Genomic DNA, 16951 nt, shown 5'->3' with positions numbered 1-16951 from the left:
CCTCCTGTCTGACGGTGGGAAGACCCCAATCGTCAGCCCAGAAAGCCCGGCCACATAGAAAAACGCTGAGATGACGCACCGACGCCAGCCACGGGCACCATTGCCGCGGAGCGGCTTAGTCCCTCCGCCCTCATGCCCTGGGCTCGGCTCAATGCTGCGCCAGGCACGAATGTCGGAGAAGGGCTGAAAGCGGTCGAATTCCGTCGCCACGTGCAGTGCCCGGAGCGGACCTGGAGCAAGCCGAGGCGGTTTCGGCGATCTGGCAATTTGGGCAACCGACTGACCCAGTATCCGCCCCGCTCGGATCGCTATGGGTTGTTGCTGTGGAAGCCATAGCCCACATCCTCCCTCCCTCCGAAACCTTGCGTTTCCGCCCCCAGTGCGATGATCCGATCTCCCGTCCTCCCAAGCAGGAGGTCGAGAGATTGAAGCGGCGCAGCAGGAGCATCCGGTGGTCATGCGGATGCAGGGTCTTCGACCGGAGGACCTTCCAGGCTACGAGAAGCATCGCAAGCGCGAAGGCGGTGATGTCGGTCATGTTGATCGATCCCGATCAAAGCTGAACGAGCGCCTCATCGGGCGTGAGGACTGGGCGCAGTTCGTTCGCCGGGAGATCCAGCGGATGCGCCTCGCGAACTTCGATCGCGAGCTGGCGCGGCTCCGGAAGCGGCGGCGCACGAGCGAGATCGAGCGGCGCCTCGTAGAAGGCGCCAAGGATCCCTGGCGGCCGACGCGCCATGGTCCACTGCGGGAGGTCATCCTGACGGCCAATGCCGAGTGGTTCGAGGGGACCAATGGTGATCCCTTCGACGAAGGCTACGAGACCCGCGAGCAGGCCTTCCAGAGGCTCGGTGTTGCCTGGCTCAGGAAGACCTTCGGAGACGACTGCGTCCATGCACGCGCTGACCGTGACGAGCAGGCCTATCACATCCACGCCGTGATCCTGCCGCGCGCCATCGCCAAAGACGGGCGCATGATGCTTCGGCCCTCGCAGCACCCGGTGATCCGCGACTACGAGAAGGGTCAGGACGATGTCGGCGCCTGGTTCGCGGCGGCTTGGATCGGGCTGAAGCGGGGCGAGCGCCGGAAGGAAAAGGTCCGCGAGGCCATCGCGCACAACACGCAACTGCGAAAGGACCAGAAGAAGGGGCAGCGGCTGGAAGAGGCCGAGGAGCCTCTGCCGGAGTATCGGCAGCATGTCAGCACGCGTAAATGGCGCGAGGCACAGGAGCGCAAGCTCGCTGAGCGCGACACCAAGGTCCAGCGCCGCGAGGAGAGCGCCCTCAAAGCCGAAGCCGCCGTCACCGAGCGCGAGGAGCAGGCGGAGCAGAAGGATCGCGAGGCGGACGAAGTGCTGGCGGTGACGCAGGCCGTCGCGGACGGCGACCTCGCCGAGCTGGAACAAGACAAGAGGGGCGAAGGTGATGAAGGTCCCGTCTCGAGCAAACCGACGCTGGCGAAGCGTCTCTTCGGAAAGGCGATTGATCTCCTGCGGACAGAACAGCGGACCGAGGCACGAGAGGAAGTCGCCGGGGCGTTCGAGGACATTCGCCGGGCGGACGATGCGATCGTGAAGATCGCAAACCTGTTGCCAATAGGCATGCGCGAGCAGGTGGCAGCGGCCCGCAAATCGCTCATCCACGCTATCGCGGCGCTGGGCGGAAAGGTCGATGACCCAGTGGAGCAAGGCAGGCCGCCCGAAGAATGGTTTTTTCCGGGAATCGCTTCCGGACGAAATCGATCAGAACAAGATCATTCTTGGGTCGGGATGGCCCACCCCAGATACCCCGAACAAGGAAGACCTTATGAACGACGAACCAAAGAAACAGCCCATGACGGGCTCCCCCGAAACCTCACAGCCGCAGCCCGAGGCGAAGAAGCGCCGCAAGAAGCCGCCGCTCATCGACTTCAACGCGCTGGATTCCCACCAGCAGAAGACGATCCACAACATCGCGACGGCCGGTGCACGCGTCGCGAACGCCCAGCAGAAGGTCCGGGAGGGCCAGCTGCGCGCGATGAAGGCGACGCTCGCCGAGATCCTGGCCGATCCCGAGGGGGCTGACCCGCGTTTTCTCGGCGTTCTCTTCCGGGAACTGCTCAACAACGCGAGTGCGGCGAATGCGAAGAAGATCGCCGCGCACCCGCTCTGCCCCTCCGACCTGGCCGAGCGCCACCAGCCCGCAGCCTGATAGGCCCGCCATCCCGTTCCAAACAGGGGCGCAGCGCTTGCTGCGCCCTTTTGCGTTGACGACTTCGTCCTCGCCCATGCACGCCGCGTCGAACCCACTGCTCAGCCGGCGCCGCCCCACGGGGTCGGCCCATCGGGCATACCGCGGCCGAAGACGTTTTCACGGTGCCAGCGCAGGTTCTCCGGATGGGGCGCGTTCCGTGGGTCCTCGGGCAGCACCAGCTTGCCGTCGGGAGCAAGAAGCCGTCCCACGACATCGCCCGGCACCTTGTTGTGCGACACGAGGATCGTCTCGCAGTCGTCAGCGACGGAGACCAGGCCGCGGTCGAACATCCAGTGCAGCGTCCCCGACAACGCCAGCCCGTTGCGCACCGAGTCGCTGCCCCGGCTTTCCACGGGGCGGATATGCGCCGCTTGCACCTCGGGCCGCCCGCCGCCATTGCGCAGCATCAGTCCGGACATTGCGCAGCGGTGGCCGTAGGCCTCGCGCACCTTCCGGCGGAACGCAACATCGCGATAGGGCCGTCGGGTGAGCCGCTCAAGCACCGGGCGTTCGAAGATTGCAGCCCCCTCGTCAACTTCGTCCCTCCGCGAGTCATAGCGGGTCGCCTCGATTTGCTCCAGTTCCTGAGGCAAGCCGAGGTTTACGATGCGGGCGAAATCCGCCTCGGGCAACCGCCTCACTGCAAGCTGCACAGCCCCACCCTTCTTCGGCGAGCCATCGGGCTCGGTCAGCGCGGCTTCCATGGGCCGGCCCTGCATCAGCCGCGGCACCTCCCGGTCGAAGGGAAGGAAGCTGCTGGGCGCGATCAGGGCCAGAAAGCGCCCATCGACACCAGGCTTCGGGATCACCCGGTCGATCTTCGCCACCGCGAAGTAGCCCCGTGGCCCGGCCTTCACCGGCTCGTAGTAGACAATCCAGTCGCCAACGGCGGCCTCAACCGCCTTCAGGTAGGAGCGCGGGAAGTCATAAACGACGTCAGGCTCGTCCTCGTAGATCGAGTCGGCCTTGTGCAGGAGGACAAGCTTTACCATGCGCCCAGGAAAGCCGTAACTAGCAGAGATGCAAGGATTTCCTTTGGGCGCATGCGCGTATGGCGCTGTGATTTTTTGAACTAGCCGCCCGCTGCCCACCACAATCGGGCGCCGGCTCAGATTGGCGCAATTAACGGCCGGGCAGCGCCCCCTGCCACCCGCACCACGCGCCCGATCCGGCAACGTGCGCCCGCGGTCATGCGACATCGCAGCACTGGCCCCACCAGGCCCTCGATCAAAGCATGACGATTGCTATCCGCCACAGTCCGGACAATCCGCCCGCCGCTTCAGCGCGATTCTGCTGGTCTCGCCCCAAAGCGCGTCATAGATCAGCATCTCGCCGCGCAGCGCCGCACCCGCCCCGGTCACCACCTTGATGGCCTCGACAGCCATCATCGCGCCCACCACGCCGGGCAACGGGCCCAGCACCCCCGCCTCGGCGCAGGATGGCGCCAGCCCCGCCGCCACGGGTTCGGGAAAAACGCACCGGTAACAGGGCGCGCCGCGGGCTGGATCGAAAACCGACAGCTGGCCTTCCCACTGGCTCAGCGCGCCCGATACCAGCGGCTTGCCCGCCGCCACCGCCACTTGGTTCGCCAGATACCGGGTCTCGGCATTGTCGGTGCCATCGAGGATCACATCGTAATCGGCGAACAGATCGGCGGCGATCTCGCCATTCAGCCGCCGATGATAGGGGCGCACGGTGACATTGGGGTTCTGCGCCCGCATCGCCGCCTGGGCCGAAAACACCTTGGCGATGCCGATATCCGCATCCCGATGGATCACCTGGCGTTGCAGGTTGGCGTTCTCGACCAGGTCGTCGTCGATCACCCCGATGGTGCCGACGCCCGCCGCCGCGAGGTATTGCAACACCGGCGACCCGAGCCCGCCCGCACCCAGCACCAGAACCCGCGCCTCCTTCAGCGCCTTCTGCCCGGGCCCGCCCAGCTCGCGCAGCACGATGTGTCGGGCGTAGCGGTCAAGCTCGACGGACGAAAAGGTGCCGCGCGGCCTGGCCGGGTTCGCCGCCGCCTGCGCGCTCTCGGCCCGGGCGCGCAACCGCACCAGCACCTGCCGATACGCCAGCACCACCGCGATCCCGGCGGCAAGGATCAACCAGGGCGCCGCCGACCCGCCGGTCATCTCGCGCAGCGGATGGCCGTCCGGCAGCACCACATGCGCCGCCAGCAATGCCACGAACAGCAGGCCGACCATGATCAGACGCGCCTGCTTCGGCGTGCCCATGACATGCCCGATCCCCCAGAGCACCCCGACCAGCGCCAGCACCAACACCATCAGTCAACCCCCGTGGAGCCGAAGCCACCCGCGCCGCGCGTGGTCCCGTCCAGCGCCTCGACCGCCTCGAATTCGGCCCGCAGCACCGGGGCCACCACCATCTGCGCGATCCGCATGCCATGCACGATACGCACCGGCTCGGCCCCGGCATTCATCACGATCACCCCGAGCGGCCCGCGATAGTCCGAATCGATGGTCCCGGGCGCGTTGGGCAGCGTGATCCCGTGCTTCAGCGCCAGCCCCGACCGTGGCCGCACCTGCACCTCGACCCCCTCGGGGATCGCCAGCCGCAGCCCCGTGGGCACCAGCGCCCGGCCCCCGGGCGCCAGCGTGACCTCTCCTCGATCGGCAAGATTGGCGCGCAGATCGGCCCCCGCGGCCCCGGCACTGGCATAGGCCGGCAGCCCCAGCGACCTGTCAGCGCCGTCGTCCCACATCATCCGTATCTGAACCAAACCCGCGGCCTTTTCCATTTTCCAAATACGCATTCCGCCCTCAGGGCTTGCCCAGCGCCTCGGCAATCTTCGCCGCCAGCCGGGTCGCGACCTCGTGCTTGCCCATCCGCGGCCAGGCTTCCGCACCCGCCTGCGAAATCACCGTCACCGCGTTTTCCGTGCCGCCCATGATCCCGGTCGCGGGCGAGACGTCATTGGCGACGATCCAGTCGCAGCCCTTGCGCAGGCGCTTGGCCGTGGCATTGGCCACGACATCGTCGGTCTCGGCGGCAAAGCCCACCACCAGCCCCGGACGCCCCTCCCGAAGCTGCGAGATCTCGGCCAGAATGTCCGGGTTTTCGGCGAATTGCAGCACCGGCAGCCCGGCGCCGGTCTTCTTGATCTTCGAGGTGGCGGCCTCCGCCATGCGCCAGTCGGCCACCGCGGCGGCGCAGACCACCGCGTCGGCGGGCAGGGCCGCCAGCGTCGCGTCGCGCATCTGCCTTGCGGTCTCGACCCTGCGCAGCTCGACGCCGTCCGGCGAGGCCACATCCGCCGGGCCGGTGACAAAGACCACCTCCGCGCCGAGCGCCGTCAACGCCCGTGCAATCGCCGTGCCCTGCGCCCCGGAGGACCGGTTGGCGATATAGCGCACCGGATCGATGGGCTCGTGCGTCGGCCCCGAGGTCACCACGATCCGGCGCCCCCGCAGCGGCCCATCCGCGATCTGCGCGGCAATCGCTTCCACGATTTCCAGCGGCTCCGACATCCGCCCGGGGCCGAACTCGCCGCAGGCCATGTCGCCGTCGTTCGGCCCGACCACCGCAACACCATCGCCGCGCAGCACCTCGAGGTTGCGCGCCGTCGCCGCGTGTTCCCACATCCGCACGTTCATCGCGGGCGCGATCAGCACCGGTGTGTCCGTCGCCAGCAGCAGCGTCGAGGCCAGATCGTTCGCCCGCCCGACAGCCATCCTGGCCATCAGGTCCGCCGTCGCGGGTGCCACCACCACGAGGTCCGCCACCCGCGACAGCTGGATATGGCCCATCTCGGCTTCTTGCGTCAGATCGAAAAGATCCTGATGCACCGCCTGCCCGGCCAGGGCCGCCACCGACAAGGGGGTGACGAACTCGCCCGCCGCCCGGGTCATGACCGGCGTCACCGCCGCCCCCCGTTCGCGCAATCGGCGGATCAGATCGAGGCTTTTATACGCCGCGATGCCCCCGCCGATGATCAAGAGAATGCGTTTGCCTGCAAACATCCGCCGCCCGCCCCTGTTGCCGACACGTGTTACCTGACCCCAAGCTCTAAAGACGCACAGCACCGCGCACAAGCCGGGCGCGCGTTACCGGAACGCCGCGCAGGGGTCGTCGCGGTCAACCGGCGGTGCGACCTCGACCCAGTCAAAGCCGCCCTCGGGCGGCGGTGCACCGACCTCTCCCTGCCCCAGGGTCGCGATGACCACGCCCGGGTCCGCTTGCGCCAGCAGCGCCGGTGCGCCCCAGTCGGGCCGCGCGTGGCCGTTGCCGGTGATCACGACGACCGGCGCGCCGTGAACGACCAGCGCAGTCAACGCGGCCTCCGCCAGGCTAGCGTCGCGCAGCCGCTGGATATCGACCATCACCGGCAACATGTCCTCGGGCAGCGCGTCGCAATGTGCCTCGGCCTGCATCAATTCGCGTGCCGCCTGTTCGCCGGGATCCAGCGGCGCGGTCAACCCAAAGCGCGCGGCCTTGGCGCCGAAGGCCCCGGCGATGCCGGTCTCCATCGCGCGGCGCGCCTCGTCGCGCGGAATCGCCGCGCCGAAAACCGTGGCTTCGGGCGCGGCAGCAAAGATCGGATAATACAGCGAAAAGTCGGGCCAGCCGCTGTCATTCCAGCCCAGTCGCGCTTCCAGCAGAGCCTCGTCCGCCAGCAGATCGCGGGTGATGCGCCCGGCCTGCTCCGGCGTCAGCATCTCGAAGACCAGCGCCTTGGGCGCGATCTCAGCGACCAGTCGGGCCTGGCGCGCGTGATGCGCCGGGTTGTCGTGCTGCTCGCCCAGAAACACCACGTCCGCCGCGCCATAGCCAACCGCATCGCCCCCGTCGGCAAGAACCGCGGGGGCGCACAGGATCAGGCCAAGGGCGATCGTCAGGCGAGAAATGCGTGAACCTCGCGCGACTGGCTTTCCAGCGTCTTGCGCATCTTCTGGAACGCCGCCGCCTCAAGCTGGCGCACGCGCTCTTTCGAAAGGCCAAGCTCGTTTCCGAGGCTTTCGAGCGTCCGTGTCTGGTCGCGCAGCTTGCGTTCGCGCACGATAAAGCGCTCGCGATCATTGAGCTGGTTCAGCGCATCGACCAGCCAGTCGCGCAGCCGCGCGGTATCGTGGTCGTCCTCCACAAGCTCCGCCGCCTGCGCGCTGTCGTCTTCCAGCGCATCGATCCATTCGCGGCCCTCGTCGTCCACCGACTGCGTCGCATTGAGCGAGAAATCGGACCCGGACAGACGCCCCTCCATCATCTCGACGTCATGCAGCGGCACGCCGATCTCGGTCGAGATCATCTGCCGCAACTGGTGCCGGTCGAGGCTGTGACCGCTGGCCGCGGCTTCGCGCTCGATCTGGGCCTGCACCCGGCGCATGTTGAAAAACAGCGACTTCTGCGACGATGTCGACCCGGTCCGCACCATCGACCAGTTGCGCATCACGTAATCCTGCACCGAAGCCTTGATCCACCAGACCGCATAGGTCGAAAATCGCACGCCGCGATCCGGATCGAACTTCTCGGCGGCCTTCATCAACCCCAGGCCCGCTTCCTGGATCAGGTCCGGCATCGGCGCGCCGTACCGCTTGAACTTGGATGCCATCGAGATCGCCAGCCGCATATAGGCGGTGATCAACCGGTGCAGCGACTGTTCGCAGCGCTGGTCGCGCCACGCATAGGCCAGGCGCAACTCGGTTTCCGCATCCAGCAGTTCAGCCTTCATTGCCCGCCGCGACAGGGTCTGATCGTTGAAACCATCTAGTGCCATAGTAACTCCCCCAAGTGGAATTCGTAGAAAACTGTTCATGGTCGCTTCAGAGAGTTCTACGGGAAGAGAACGCTTCCGGATCACATCCGGTTTCCATAAAATTTCGCATGCCGGGTGATTTTCCGCAATGAATGCAAAGGGCCGCCCGCCTGCCCGCGCATCTGCGCGCGCCAGAAATGCGCGGCACGCGATCTGCGTAGCCCCTTGACCCCGCTTGTCTTTCCTGCCGCCCTTTCCCCCTTGTCGCCACCTCAAAGCGGGCTATGGCACGCCCGGATCGCCCCCCGCGGCAGGGGTCGAAAATTGTGCGCCGGGGTAGCGTTGCCGCGCGATCCCGTCGGCGCCCCAAGGCGCGCCCCCTCTCGCGCACCGGCGGGCCGCGTTAACCATTCGCTAACCACAAGACGGGCAGCATGGTCCGTCCGGCGTGAGGAGCGAGGTCTTGGTCGCAGAAGCATATACCGTCGCCTTCGAAGGCGTCGCGGCCCGCATGGTCGAGGTGCAATGCGCGGTCACCCCCGGCCTGCCCGCCTTCTCGATCGTCGGCCTGCCCGACAAGGCTGTCTCCGAAGCCCGCGACCGGGTGCGGACCGCGCTGTCGTCTCTGTCCATCGCGCTGCCGTCGAAGCGCATCACCGTGAACCTGTCGCCCGCGGACCTGCCGAAAGAGGGCTCGCATTTCGACCTTCCCATCGCCATGAGCCTGCTCGCGGCACTCGACATCCTGCCCCGCGATGCGGTCTCGGGCGCGGTCGCTCTGGGCGAACTGTCCCTCGACGGCACATTGGTGCCGGTGGCGGGCGCCTTGCCCGCGGCCCTCGCCGCGGCGGAAGGCGCGCGCGGTCTGGTCTGCCCGCGCGCGTCGGGCGCGGAGGCCGCCTGGGTCGAGGCCTGCCAGGTGATCGGCGCCGACAGCCTGTTGCAGTTGCTGCAGCATTTCACCGGCCAGGCCCCCCTGACACCCTGCGTCGCGGGCGAGGTGCAGATGCCCGCGCTGTCACGCGACCTGCGCGACGTGAAGGGCCAGGAGCGGGCCAAGCGCGCGCTCGAGATAGCGGCGGCGGGACGCCATCACCTGATGCTGGTGGGCACGCCCGGGTCGGGCAAGTCCATGCTTGCCGCGCGCCTGCCCGGCATCCTGCCGCCGCTGTCGCCGATCGAGGCGCTGGAGACGTCGATGATCCACTCGCTCGCGGGGTTGCTGGACGAAGGCGGCATTTCCCGGGCGCGCCCGTTCCGGTCGCCGCATCACACCGCGTCGATGGCGGCCATCGTCGGTGGCGGGCGGCGCGCCGCGCCGGGCGAGATCAGCCTGGCGCATAACGGTGTGCTGTTCATGGACGAGTTCCCGGAATTTCCCCGCACCGTGCTGGAAACCCTGCGGCAACCCATCGAATCCGGCGAGGTCATGGTCGCGCGCGCCAATGCGCATGTGACCTACCCCTGCCGGTTCATGCTGATCGCCGCCGCCAACCCGTGCCGTTGCGGCTACCTGCCCGATCCCGCACGAGCCTGTTCCCGCGCGCCGATCTGTGGCGAGGACTACCTGGGGCGCATCTCAGGCCCGCTCATGGACCGGTTCGATCTGCGCATCGAGGTGCCCCCGGTCGCTTTTCGCGACCTCGATACGCCCGCATCCGGCGACAGCTCCTTGGTCGTGGCCGACCGCGTCGCCGCCGCCCGGGGACGGCAAACTGCCCGGTTCGGGGCGGATTCGGGCTTTCGCACCAATGCCGATGTCGAGGGTCAGGCGCTTGAAGACATCGCGCCGCTCTCCTCTGAGAGCCGCGACCTGGTGACCCGCGCGGCGGAACGCTTCAGCCTGTCGGCGCGTGGCTATCACCGCATCCTGCGCGTCGCCCGCACCATCGCCGACCTCGAAGGGTCCGACGCCGTTGCGCGCCCGCATGTGGCCGAAGCGCTTGGCTACCGCCTGGTCACCCAGCGCGAAACCTAGGCGCGCCGCGCTTCGATCGCCTCCCAGATCTTCGCGGCGACATTGGTGCCATCGAAACGCTCGAGTTCCTGGATACCGGTGGGCGAGGTCACGTTGATCTCGGTCAGCCAGTCGCCGATGACGTCGATGCCGACGAAGATCTGGCCCTTCTCGCGCAACAGGGGACCGATGCGGGCGCAGATCTCGTGGTCGCGGTCGGTCAGCGCGACCTTTTCCGGCCGCCCGCCCACGTGCATGTTCGAGCGCACTTCGCCCGTCGCGGGCACCCGGTTGATCGCCCCCACCGGAACGCCGTCCACAAGGATCACCCGCTTGTCGCCTTTGGTGACCGCGGGCAGGTATTTCTGCACGATCAGCGGTTCGCGCGAGAAGCCGGTGAACAATTCGTGCAGGGAGGTCAGGTTGCGGTCGTCCGCGGTCAGCTTGAAGACCCCCGCGCCGCCATTGCCGTAGAGCGGTTTCAGGATGATGTCGCCGTGCCTGTCCCGGAACGCCTTGAGGGTCGCAAGATCGCGCGCGACGGCGGTGGGGGGTGTCAGGTCGGGGAAGTCGAGGACCAGCAGCTTTTCGGGGAAATTGCGCACCCAGAACGGATCGTTGACCACCAGCGTCGTCGCCGACAGCCGCTGCAGCAGATGCGTGGTCGTGATGTAGTGCATGTCGAAGGGCGGGTCCTGGCGCAGCCACACCACGTCATATTCTGCCAGGTCGACGGACCGCATCTCGCCGAGGTCGACGTGGTTGCCACGCGCGCGCCGAACCGTGAGCGATTGCCCGCGCGCGGTGATGCGCCCCTCCTCATAGGCCAGCGCATCGGGCAGGTAATAGAACAGCGTGTGGCCCCGGGCCTGTGCTTCCTCGGCGATGCGAAAGGTGGAATCGGCGTCGATATTGACCGGACCGATCGGGTCCATCTGAATGGCAACTTTCATGCGGGCGTCCTTCGCAAGGCTGTGGTGACCAGCCCTAGAGATGCGTCACAAACCCGGCGGGGGCAATGCCGCCCGTTCCGCGGACCGATCGGATCGGCGCGCAGACAGGGCGGTTCGGCGTGCGGACCGGGCGGTTGGGTGTGCGCACGGGACGCGTCGGTGTTAGGGCTGCCCATCGCGGCACTGCGCCCACCCGCCACAAGCGCCACCCGCCACCAGCATTCAGTATTTAGTATTCAGCATTCGGCATCCAGCATCCAGCATCCAGCATCCAGCATCCAGCATCCAGCATCCAGCATCCAGCATCCAGCATCCAGCATCCAGCATCCAGCATCCAGCATCCAGCATTCAGCATTCAGCGGGAAGCAACCATCAATCAACACTCAGCGCTCAACACTCAGCAATCCTCTGGCATTCCCCGACAGAACCCTGGCTCGATGGCTTGACCCGGATGCGCTGAACGAAATGCCCCGCAGCGCCCGTCCCAGCCATGCCCAGCCATGCCCAGCCACGCCCTGCCCGCTACATCCGCCGCCCGTCGTCCCTCGGGCATCGACCGCCCGGACCCCGCGCCATCATGCCCCGAATGCATTCTCGATGATCGAGATTTCGCCTTGGGCGTTCTGCAATGCCACGTCAAAGCGCATGTCGGTCAGCGCGCCATTCGGTTCATTGGCAACAAATTCTTCCGCCGCCGCACAGAGCCGCGCCATCTGGCGGGCCGACACCCGTTCGGCGGCACGTGCGAAAGACCGGCTTTTCTTGACCTCGACGAAGACCAGCGCCCCGGCGTCCCGCAGGATCAGATCGATTTCGCCCGACCGGCCCCGCCAGCGTTCATGCGCAACCGCATAGCCCCGCCGGGCATAATCCGCCGCCACCGTCGCTTCCGCGGCCCGACCGCCGTGATAGGCCATCTGCCCGAGTGCCGGATCAATCATCCCCATCGCGTTCGTGCCTCCTGATCTGCATGGCCTGCTGATAGACCGACCGTTTCTTGACGCCGAACATGCCCGCGACCGCATCCGCCGCGTCGCGCACCGACATCGTCTCAAGCGCCTGTTCCAGCGCCTGTGTAACATCCGATTCGCTAATTTTCTCCGAATCCCCCCGACCGATCAGCACCACCACTTCGCCGCGGGCGGCGGTATTTGCGTAAAATTCCGCCAGGTCCGCCAATGATCCGCGCCGCACTTCCTCGAATTTCTTGGTCAATTCCCGGCACACCGCGGCCTGGCGCGTCTCGCCCAGGGTCTCTGCCGCCGCGCGCAGCATCGCGCCCAGCCGCTTGGGCGATTCGTAGAAGGCCAGCGTCGCCGGCACCGCGCGCAGCTCTGTCAGCTGCGCCCGCCGGGCCGCCGTCGCGTTGGGCAGGAACCCCGCAAACAGGAACCTGTCGATGGGCAATCCCGCCACGGTCAGCGCCGTGATCACCGCCGAAGCCCCCGGTGCGGCGGTCACCTCAAGGCCCTCTGCCAGTGCCGCGCGCGCCAGATCGAAGCCCGGATCCGAAATCATCGGCGTGCCCGCCTCCGACGCATAGGCCACGCTCTTGCCCTCGGCCATCGCCGCCAGCAGCCGGGGCCGCATCTTGGCGCCGTTATGTTCGTGGTAGGCAAGGCACGGTCGCCCGCCGACACCGATTCCGTGGATCTCCATCAACCGCCGCAGGCTGCGCGTGTCCTCTGCCGCCAGCACATCCGCGCCCGCCAGCACGTCAAGCGCCCGCAGCGTGATGTCGCGCGCATTTCCGATGGGTGTTGCGACCAGCGTCAATCCGGGCGAAACCCTGCTGTTATCCGGTTTCATGGTTGGACGCCCATCCTCGCTGTTCTATTGTCGATCCGGCCTGACATGCACACACCGGACCCGGCGGGCCGGTCGTGCCGATAAAACTGCCGGACCGAGGGAGCCCCGTACCAGATGTTTGCCACATTCAAAACCGTCCGTCGCGCATTGCGCCGCCTGACCCTGGCCACGGGGCTTTTCGCCCTCGCGGCCTGCGATGCCTCGATGATCGCCAACAGCCTGCCCGGAGGCGGCTCTGCGATCGATCCGTCCAAGCCGGTGCCCGTGGCGCTGCTGCTGCCGCGCTCGGACAGCAACACGGGTGTCATTCCGCGCGACCTCGAGAATGCCGCCCGCCTCGCCATGCAAAGCCTGGGCGGCGTCACCATCGACCTGCGCGTCTATGACACCGCCGGTCAACCGGCGACCGCCGCCGCGGTGGCCCAGCGGGCCGTCGACGAAGGCGCCGTGGCGATTCTCGGGCCGCTGTTCGGCGAAGCCGCCAATGCCGCGGCGATCGCGGTGGCCGACGAGGGCGTCTCGGTGCTCAGCTTCTCGAACAATCCGACCATCGCGGGCGGCAACCTGTTCATTCTTGGCCACACCTTCCAGAACAACGCCAACCGGCTGGTTTCCTATGGCGCGCGCCAGGGCAAGGACGACATCGCCGTGCTTTACCAGGACAACATCGCAGGCCAGATCGGCCGCAACGCGATCCAGTCCGCCGCCGCGCGCAACGGCGCGCGCGTGGTCGGCACCCAGGGCTACGATCTGACCACCGAAAGCCTCACCGCGGCAATCGGGCGCATCAAGCCGCTGATCGCCTCGGGCACTGCCGATGCGCTGTTTCTCACCGACAGCTGGGAAGGCGGCCTTTCGGTCGTCCTGCAACTCGCCCCCGAGCAGGGTATCGACCCCGCCACCACGCAATACATGGGCCTGACACGCTGGGATGCGCGCACCGACGGATTCAAGCTCGCCGGTATCGAGGGCGCTTTCTTCGCCATGCCGGACCGCACCGCCATCGCGTCCTTCGAAAGCCGCTACCAGGCGGCCTATGGCGGCGCGCCGCATCCGCTGGCCGCCCTTGCCTTCGACGGGATCGCCGCGATCGGCGCATTGGCCGGACGCGGTCGGGGGGCCACCATCGGGGCCGCCTCGCTGACCCAAAGCGCTGGCTTCCAGGGCGCGAGCGGTGTATTCCGCTTCCTGCCCGACGGGACCAACGAACGTGGGCTCGCCGTGGCGACTGTCCGCAACCAGCAGGTGACCATCCTTGACCCCGCCCCTCGCGCCTTCGGCGGTGCCGGCTTCTGAACTTCAGGCGGCCGCAACCGCGGCCCCTGAGCTGATCCTGCCGCCCGAGGCGCTGTTCGACCGCGACAGCATCCGCGACTCGCTTTGGGCGGCAATCGGCGACGAACGTGACGAACGGGCGGTGCGCGACACGACCGTGCGCATCCTCGGTGCCGCGCGCGACGCCGCCCGCGCCGAAATCGCCCGCGCCTTCGCCGAAGAACCGTTCCGCGCCCATGCCGTCACCCGCGCCTATACCTGGGTCACCGACGGCGTCGTCGCGCTCAGCTTCGAGGTCGCCACCGAACGCCTGCACCGCATGCCCAACCCGACCGAGGCGCAGCACCTCGCGGTGCTCGCGGTCGGCGGCTATGGCCGCGGCGAAATGGCCCCCTTCTCGGATGTCGACCTGCTGTTTCTCAACCCCTACAAGATCACCGGCTGGGCCGAGAGCGTCATCGAATCGATGCTCTACATCCTGTGGGACCTGAAGCTGAAGGTCGGGCACGCGTCGCGCACCATCAAGGACTGCCTGCGCCTCGGGCGCGAGGATTTCACCATCCGCACCGCGATGCTCGAAAGCCGCCACGTCACCGGCCACGCGCCGCTGTCGCACAAGCTCGAGACGCGGCTGCGCGACGACCTGTTTCACGGCACCGAGGCCGAGTTCGTCGAGGCCAAGCTTGCCGAACGCGAGGCCCGCCACGAAAAGCAGGGCGGCCAGCGCTACGTGGTCGAACCCAACGTCAAGGAAGGCAAGGGCGGGCTGCGCGATCTGCAATCGCTCTACTGGATCCTGAAATACGTCCATCACACCGACGATGCCGGCGCGCTTCTGGGCATGGGCGTGTTCCGCCCCGAAGAGTACCGCACCTTCGTCGAGGCCGAGAATTTCCTCTGGGCGGTGCGCTGCCACCTGCACCTGATCTCCAAGCGCGCGATGGAGAACCTGACCTTCGACATGCAGGTCGCGGTCGCCGAACGCATGGGCTTTACCGACCGGGCGGGCCGTCGCGGCGTCGAGATCTTCATGCAGGCCTACTTTCGCCACGCCGTTGCCGTGGGCGATCTGACCCGCATCTTCCTGTCCGCGCTCGAGGCCGAGCAGAAGAAGGACGCGCCGCTCCTGATGCGCATCTTCAACCGCCCGCCCCGGGTGCGCGCGGGCTACAAGGTGCTGCACGGTCGACTGGCGATCAAGGACGACGACGCCTTCCTGTCCGACAAGATGAACATCCTGCGGCTCTACGAAGAGGGCCTGCGCACCGGTCTCTTGATCCATCCCGACGCGATGCGGCTGATCCAGGCCAACCTGCACCTGATCGACGACGACATGCGCAACGCCAAGGAGGCGCAGGGCATCTTCCTCGATCTGCTGCTCAAGCACGGCAATCCCGACCGCGCCCTGCGCCGGATGAACGAACTGGGCGTGCTGTCGGCCTTTATCCCCGAGTTCGAGCCCATCGTCGCGATGATGCAGTTCAACATGTATCACCACTACACGGTGGACGAACACACCATCCAGTGCATCTGGCACCTTTCCGAGATCGAGGACGGGCACCTGGTCGAGGAACTGCCCGTCGCCTCCACGATCCTGAAAGAGGGCATCAACCGCAAGGTGCTCTATGTGGCGCTGCTGCTGCACGATATCGGCAAGGGCCGGGACGAGGACCATTCCGTGCTCGGGGCCAAGATCGCGCGTCGCGTCGCCCCCCGCCTCGGCCTGTCCAAGTCCGAATGCGCCACCGTCGAATGGCTGGTCCGCTATCACCTGCTGATGTCCGACATGGCGCAGAAGCGCGACATCGCCGACCCCCGCACCGTGCGCGACTTCGCCAAGGCGGTGCAGACCGGCGAGCGGCTCGACCTCTTGTGCGTGCTGACCGTCTGCGACATCCGCGGCGTCGGCCCCGGCACCTGGAACAACTGGAAGGCGGCGCTGCTGCGTGCGCTATATCGGCAGACCCGCCACGCGCTGGAAAACGGCATGGAGGCGCTGAACCGCGAAAACCGCGGCACCGAGGCCAAGAAACTGTTGCGCGAAAAGCTGTCCCACTGGGACAAGAAGGACCTGCGGATCGAGACCAACCGCCACTACAAGACCTACTGGCAGGGCCTGCACATCACCGCGCACCTGGTTTTCGCCGAGTTGCTGCGCGACATCGGCACCGACGAGATCCGCATCGACATCCACCCCGACGAAGACCGCGACGCCACCCGCGTCTGCTTTGCCCTGGTCGATCATCCGGGCATCTTCGCGCGGCTCGCGGGGGCGCTGGCGCTGGTCGGGGCCAATGTCGTGGACGCGCGCACCTATACCTCCAAGGACGGCTTCGCCACGGCGGCCTTCTGGGTGCAGGACGGCGACGGCTCCCCCTACGAGGCCGACCGCCTGCCGCGCCTGCGCTCGATGATCGACCGCACCCTCAAGGGCGAGGTCGTGGCCCGCGACGCCATCAAGTCGCGCGACAAGATCAAGAAACGCGAACGCGCCTTCAAGGTGCCGACCTCGATCACCTTCGACAATGACGGCTCCGAGATCTACACCATCATCGAGGTCGATACCCGCGACCGCCCGGGCCTGCTTTACGATCTGGCGCGGACCCTGTCGGAATCGCATATCTACATCGCCAGCGCGGTGATCGCGACCTATGGCGAACAGGTGGTCGACAGCTTCTACGTCAAGGACATGTTCGGTCTCAAATTCTACACCGACGCCAAGAAACGCACCATCGAACGCCGCCTCCGCGACGCCATCGCCGCCGGTGCCGAACGCGCGCGGGACTAGGCCAGGCCGCACCCCACACCGCTACCCCACCCACCGCTGCCACGGCCTCGATCCGGGGCCTCGCCCCCACCGCCCCACACACCGCTGCCCCGGGCCTGACCCGGGGCCTCGCCCGACCCTCGACGCGTCTGCACCTCTCCCTGCGAACATGTCACTGCAACCGCCCCCTTCCACCGCGCGCAGCGATCCGCTAGTGCTGGCGCGATCCCCACACCGGGCAAGAGG

The 16951-nt window shown here is 67.2% G+C and carries 14 protein-coding genes; 4 read left to right on the top strand and 10 right to left on the bottom strand.

The window, feature by feature from the left end; translation table 11 throughout:
* Positions 1-553 precede the first annotated feature (553 nt).
* Positions 554-1687, bottom strand: a complete 1134-nt coding sequence (locus tag ACXYMN_RS16780) for a hypothetical protein (RefSeq protein WP_459014814.1) — start codon at positions 1685-1687, stop codon at positions 554-556.
* Here ACXYMN_RS16780 and ACXYMN_RS16775 point away from each other — a divergent pair.
* Positions 1671-2189 (top strand): hypothetical protein, encoded by a 519-nt coding sequence (locus ACXYMN_RS16775; protein WP_459014812.1) that lies wholly within the window; start codon positions 1671-1673, stop codon positions 2187-2189. The genes ACXYMN_RS16780 and ACXYMN_RS16775 overlap by 17 nt on opposite strands.
* Before the next feature lie 101 nt (positions 2190-2290).
* Here ACXYMN_RS16775 and ACXYMN_RS16770 read toward each other — a convergent pair whose 3' ends face one another.
* The 6 genes from ACXYMN_RS16770 to ACXYMN_RS16745 all read right to left on the bottom strand — a co-directional run bounded on the left by ACXYMN_RS16770 (position 2291) and on the right by ACXYMN_RS16745 (position 7965).
* On the bottom strand, positions 2291-3223 hold the full coding sequence (locus ACXYMN_RS16770) for an HNH endonuclease (protein WP_459014810.1): 933 nt from the start codon (positions 3221-3223) through the stop codon (positions 2291-2293).
* A 252-nt stretch (positions 3224-3475) separates the two neighbouring features.
* Positions 3476-4519, bottom strand: a complete 1044-nt coding sequence (locus ACXYMN_RS16765) for a HesA/MoeB/ThiF family protein (protein ID WP_459014808.1) — start codon at positions 4517-4519, stop codon at positions 3476-3478.
* Positions 4519-5007 (bottom strand): dUTP diphosphatase, encoded by a 489-nt coding sequence (gene dut / locus ACXYMN_RS16760; protein WP_459014807.1) that lies wholly within the window; start codon positions 5005-5007, stop codon positions 4519-4521. Before dut ends, ACXYMN_RS16765 begins: the two co-directional genes overlap by 1 nt.
* 7 nt (positions 5008-5014) lie before the next feature.
* A complete protein-coding gene (gene coaBC / locus ACXYMN_RS16755; protein ID WP_459014806.1) occupies positions 5015-6214 on the bottom strand; it encodes a bifunctional phosphopantothenoylcysteine decarboxylase/phosphopantothenate--cysteine ligase CoaBC in 1200 nt (399 codons plus the stop codon).
* 84 nt (positions 6215-6298) lie between these two features.
* Entirely contained in the window at positions 6299-7099 is an 801-nt protein-coding gene (locus tag ACXYMN_RS16750) for a ChaN family lipoprotein (protein ID WP_459014823.1), read from the bottom strand.
* A complete protein-coding gene (locus ACXYMN_RS16745) occupies positions 7087-7965 on the bottom strand; it encodes an RNA polymerase factor sigma-32 (protein WP_459014805.1) in 879 nt (292 codons plus the stop codon). The genes ACXYMN_RS16750 and ACXYMN_RS16745 overlap by 13 nt, the downstream gene beginning before the upstream one ends.
* A 442-nt stretch (positions 7966-8407) precedes the next feature.
* Between ACXYMN_RS16745 and ACXYMN_RS16740 the strand changes: the two genes are divergently transcribed.
* Positions 8408-9922: a YifB family Mg chelatase-like AAA ATPase gene (locus ACXYMN_RS16740; RefSeq protein WP_459014804.1), complete on the top strand. Its 1515-nt coding sequence runs from the start codon at positions 8408-8410 to the stop codon at positions 9920-9922.
* Here ACXYMN_RS16740 and gshB read toward each other — a convergent pair.
* The 3 genes from gshB to rsmI form a co-directional block, all read right to left on the bottom strand.
* A complete protein-coding gene (gene gshB / locus ACXYMN_RS16735; protein ID WP_459014803.1) occupies positions 9919-10854 on the bottom strand; it encodes a glutathione synthase in 936 nt (311 codons plus the stop codon). The genes ACXYMN_RS16740 and gshB overlap by 4 nt on opposite strands.
* 575 nt (positions 10855-11429) lie before the next feature.
* Complete coding sequence (locus tag ACXYMN_RS16730) at positions 11430-11801, bottom strand: YraN family protein (protein ID WP_459014802.1); 372 nt, start codon at positions 11799-11801, stop codon at positions 11430-11432.
* Positions 11788-12663, bottom strand: coding sequence for a 16S rRNA (cytidine(1402)-2'-O)-methyltransferase (gene rsmI / locus ACXYMN_RS16725; RefSeq protein ID WP_459014801.1), 876 nt, complete (start codon positions 12661-12663; stop codon positions 11788-11790). The genes ACXYMN_RS16730 and rsmI overlap by 14 nt, the downstream gene beginning before the upstream one ends.
* A 114-nt stretch (positions 12664-12777) precedes the next feature.
* Between rsmI and ACXYMN_RS16720 the strand changes: the two genes are divergently transcribed.
* Together ACXYMN_RS16720 and ACXYMN_RS16715 are read left to right on the top strand one after the other, a co-directional pair.
* Positions 12778-13959, top strand: coding sequence for a penicillin-binding protein activator (locus ACXYMN_RS16720; RefSeq protein ID WP_459014800.1), 1182 nt, complete (start codon positions 12778-12780; stop codon positions 13957-13959).
* Complete coding sequence (locus ACXYMN_RS16715; RefSeq protein WP_459014799.1) at positions 13919-16726, top strand: [protein-PII] uridylyltransferase; 2808 nt, start codon at positions 13919-13921, stop codon at positions 16724-16726. The genes ACXYMN_RS16720 and ACXYMN_RS16715 overlap by 41 nt, the downstream gene beginning before the upstream one ends.
* The last annotated feature ends 225 nt before the right edge of the window (positions 16727-16951 follow it).

Source organism: Roseivivax sp. CAU 1753, from assembly GCF_054482575.1.
This window is presented reverse-complemented; position numbering and strand designations above follow the sequence as displayed.

Excerpts from the sequence above, each read along its gene's own strand:
- coaBC (WP_459014806.1), bottom strand. The coding sequence starts at position 6,214 with ATGTTTGCAGGCAAACGCATTCTCTTGATCATCGGCGGGGGCATCGCG.
- ACXYMN_RS16720 (WP_459014800.1), top strand. The coding sequence starts at position 12,778 with ATGTTTGCCACATTCAAAACCGTCCGTCGCGCATTGCGCCGCCTGACC.
- ACXYMN_RS16745 (WP_459014805.1), bottom strand. The coding sequence starts at position 7,965 with ATGGCACTAGATGGTTTCAACGATCAGACCCTGTCGCGGCGGGCAATG.
- ACXYMN_RS16775 (WP_459014812.1), top strand. The coding sequence starts at position 1,671 with ATGACCCAGTGGAGCAAGGCAGGCCGCCCGAAGAATGGTTTTTTCCGG.
- ACXYMN_RS16765 (WP_459014808.1), bottom strand. The coding sequence starts at position 4,519 with ATGGTGTTGGTGCTGGCGCTGGTCGGGGTGCTCTGGGGGATCGGGCAT.
- ACXYMN_RS16770 (WP_459014810.1), bottom strand. The coding sequence starts at position 3,223 with ATGGTAAAGCTTGTCCTCCTGCACAAGGCCGACTCGATCTACGAGGAC.
- ACXYMN_RS16730 (WP_459014802.1), bottom strand. The coding sequence starts at position 11,801 with ATGGGGATGATTGATCCGGCACTCGGGCAGATGGCCTATCACGGCGGT.
- dut (WP_459014807.1), bottom strand. The coding sequence starts at position 5,007 with ATGCGTATTTGGAAAATGGAAAAGGCCGCGGGTTTGGTTCAGATACGG.
- gshB (WP_459014803.1), bottom strand. The coding sequence starts at position 10,854 with ATGAAAGTTGCCATTCAGATGGACCCGATCGGTCCGGTCAATATCGAC.
- rsmI (WP_459014801.1), bottom strand. The coding sequence starts at position 12,663 with ATGAAACCGGATAACAGCAGGGTTTCGCCCGGATTGACGCTGGTCGCA.